Raw genomic sequence first — 2,622 nt, forward strand, 5'->3', positions numbered from 1 at the left:
GGGCGGCGGCGTCCGGGGCGGCGGCGAGGGGCTCGGCCTCCTTGTCGACCTTCGGGCCGATGCCCAGCTTCTCCTTGATCTTCTTCTCGATGCCGTCCGCCATGTCGGGGTTGGCCTTGAGGAAGTTGCGGGCGTTCTCCTTGCCCTGGCCGAGCTGGTCGCCGTCGTAGGTGTACCAGGCACCGGACTTGCGGACGAAGCCGTGCTCCACGCCGAGGTCGATCAGGCCGCCCTCGCGGCTGATGCCCAGGCCGTAGAGCAGGTCGAAGTCGGCGACGCGGAACGGCGGGGCCATCTTGTTCTTGACGACCTTGACCCGGACGCGGTTGCCGACGGCCTCGGTGCCGTCCTTGAGGGTCTCGATGCGCCGGACGTCCAGCCGGACGGAGGCGTAGAACTTCAGCGCCCGCCCGCCGGTGGTCGTCTCGGGGCTTCCGAACATCACGCCGACCTTCTCGCGGAGCTGGTTGATGAAGATGACGGTGGTCTTGGTCTGGTTGATGGCGCCGGTGAGCTTGCGCAGCGCCTGTGACATGAGACGGGCCTGGAGGCCGACGTGGCTGTCGCCCATCTCGCCTTCGATCTCGGCGCGCGGGACGAGCGCGGCGACGGAGTCGACGACGACGACGTCGATCGCGCCGGAGCGGATCAGCATGTCGGTGATCTCCAGGGCCTGCTCGCCGGTGTCCGGCTGGGACACCAGGAGGGCGTCGATGTCCACGCCGAGCTTGGCCGCGTACTCGGGGTCGAGGGCGTGCTCGGCGTCCACGAACGCGGCGATGCCGCCCTGCCTCTGGACGCTGGCCACGGCGTGGAGCGCGATGGAGGTCTTGCCGGAGCCCTCGGGGCCGTACACCTCGACCACGCGGCCGCGGGGCAGGCCACCGATGCCGAGTGCGATGTCGAGGGAGATCGCCCCGGTGGGGATCACCTCGACCGGCGCGCGGACCTCCTCGCCCATCCGCATGACCGATCCTTTGCCGAACTGCCGTTCGATCTGGGCGAGTGCGGTCTCGAGAGCCTTCTCCCGGTCGTTCGCTGCCATGTGAGATGTCCTTCTGGTCGTGACTGTCGGCTCTCGGCCGCTGCCTGCGATGTCGAGGGCGACGCTACGGCGGGCCTCCGACACTTCGCGAGACCCGGGCGCGATTGTGGACGACGCCGCGCTACCGCGCCAGCTTACCGAACATAAGTTCGATCATCGTACGCTTCGCCGATTCGGGCGGGAATCTCCGTGCGTTCCATGGTCCCGACCCCGTACGCTGGCGCCGTCCACGGAGGGTTCCAATCATGACGCTGACCGTCCTCTTCTGCGTCGACCCGCTCCACCCTCGGCGCGTTGACCCGCACTTCTCCCGTGAGGCCGCGGCCGTACGAGACCACTACGGCGAGATCGCCCTGATCGACCATGACGCGTTGCAGCGCGGCGACGTGGACGACGCGGTCCGGGCGATTCCCCCCGATCTGGGCCCCGCCTGGTACCGCGGCTGGATGCTCACCGGGGACGAGTACGCCGCGATCTCCGCCGTCCTGAAGCAGCGCGGGACGGCGCTGCTCACGCATCCGGACGACTACCTGCGCGCACACGAGCTGCCGGGCTGGCACGACACGTTCGCCGGACTGACCCCGCACAGCGTGTGGCGGCCCCTCGGCGCGGGCCAGGATCCCGGCGACCTCAGCGATCTGGCGGAGCTCGTCCGGCCGCTGCGCCGCGGGCCGGGCGTGGTGAAGGACTACGTGAAGTCGTGCAAGCACGAGTGGGAGGAGGCGTGCTTCGTCCCGGACGTGAAGAACCTCGGGCAGCTCCATGACATCGCCTCGAAGATGGTCGCGCTGCGGGACGACCATCTGGCGGGAGGTCTCGTCGTGCGCGAGTTCGAGGAGTACGACGGCGGCGGCGAGGCGCGCGTGTGGTGGGTGGACGGCGAGCCCGCGCTGGTGGGGCCGCACCCGGACAGCCCCGGCGTGGAGCCCGATCCCGACCTGGACGCGGTCGCTCCGGCCGTCCGCGCCCTGGGCTGCCGGTTCATCACGACCGACCTGGCACGGCGCACGGACGGCGCGTGGCGTGTCGTCGAGGTCGGTGACGGCCAGGTCAGCGACCTTCCGTCGTCGGTGGACGCGATGGACCTGTACGCGCATCTGCCCGTCCCGGACTGACGACCGGCCGGGTGCGGCCGTCCTCGGGCGCGAGAACGGCCCGCCCTGACACGAACCTGGACGAGGTTCTCCGCGTCTCATCATCCAGCCCCGTCGCAATGGAAGGTGCCCGCCGACGCGAAGAAGGACGTGTTCTCTTGCCCCCACAGGAGCCCACCCGCCGGCTCAGCTCCCGCACCGTGAAGGTGGGGATGGTGAGCGCGCTGTCATTGACCCTCGTCGCCTGCGGATCCGGCTCGACCACCGCGAGGTGCGTCGACCGGAGCTCCCCGTCCACGGGGAAGAGCGGCTACAGGGTCGTCCCCGACAGCAGGTGCGACACCGACGACATCGACAGCTCCTCCAGCACGCCGTACGGCCGGTACTTCTGGTACTACGGCGGGAAGACCAGCGGCGGCTTCGTCGCCGGAGGCAGCCGGGTCCGCCCCGAAGGGAAGATCAAGTCAAGCAACGGGCGGACGC

At 69.9% G+C, this 2,622-nt stretch carries 3 protein-coding genes; 2 read left to right on the plus strand and 1 reads right to left on the minus strand.

The window, feature by feature from the left end:
• A partial coding sequence (gene recA / locus E1281_RS39025; RefSeq protein WP_131884718.1) for a recombinase RecA occupies positions 1-1,045 on the minus strand: 1,045 nt, incomplete at its 3' end.
• A 245-nt stretch (positions 1,046-1,290) separates the two neighbouring features.
• On the opposite strand from recA, the gene E1281_RS39030 reads away from it, so the two are divergent.
• Positions 1,291-2,160 carry an ATP-grasp domain-containing protein gene (locus tag E1281_RS39030; RefSeq protein WP_131884719.1) on the plus strand — a complete coding sequence of 290 codons (870 nt, stop codon included), beginning with the start codon at positions 1,291-1,293 and terminating at the stop codon, positions 2,158-2,160.
• Between the two features lie 137 nt (positions 2,161-2,297).
• A partial coding sequence (locus E1281_RS39035; protein WP_243717804.1) for a hypothetical protein occupies positions 2,298-2,622 on the plus strand: 325 nt, incomplete at its 3' end.

Source organism: Actinomadura sp. KC345 (assembly GCF_004348515.1).
Classification (GTDB): domain Bacteria; phylum Actinomycetota; class Actinomycetes; order Streptosporangiales; family Streptosporangiaceae; genus Spirillospora.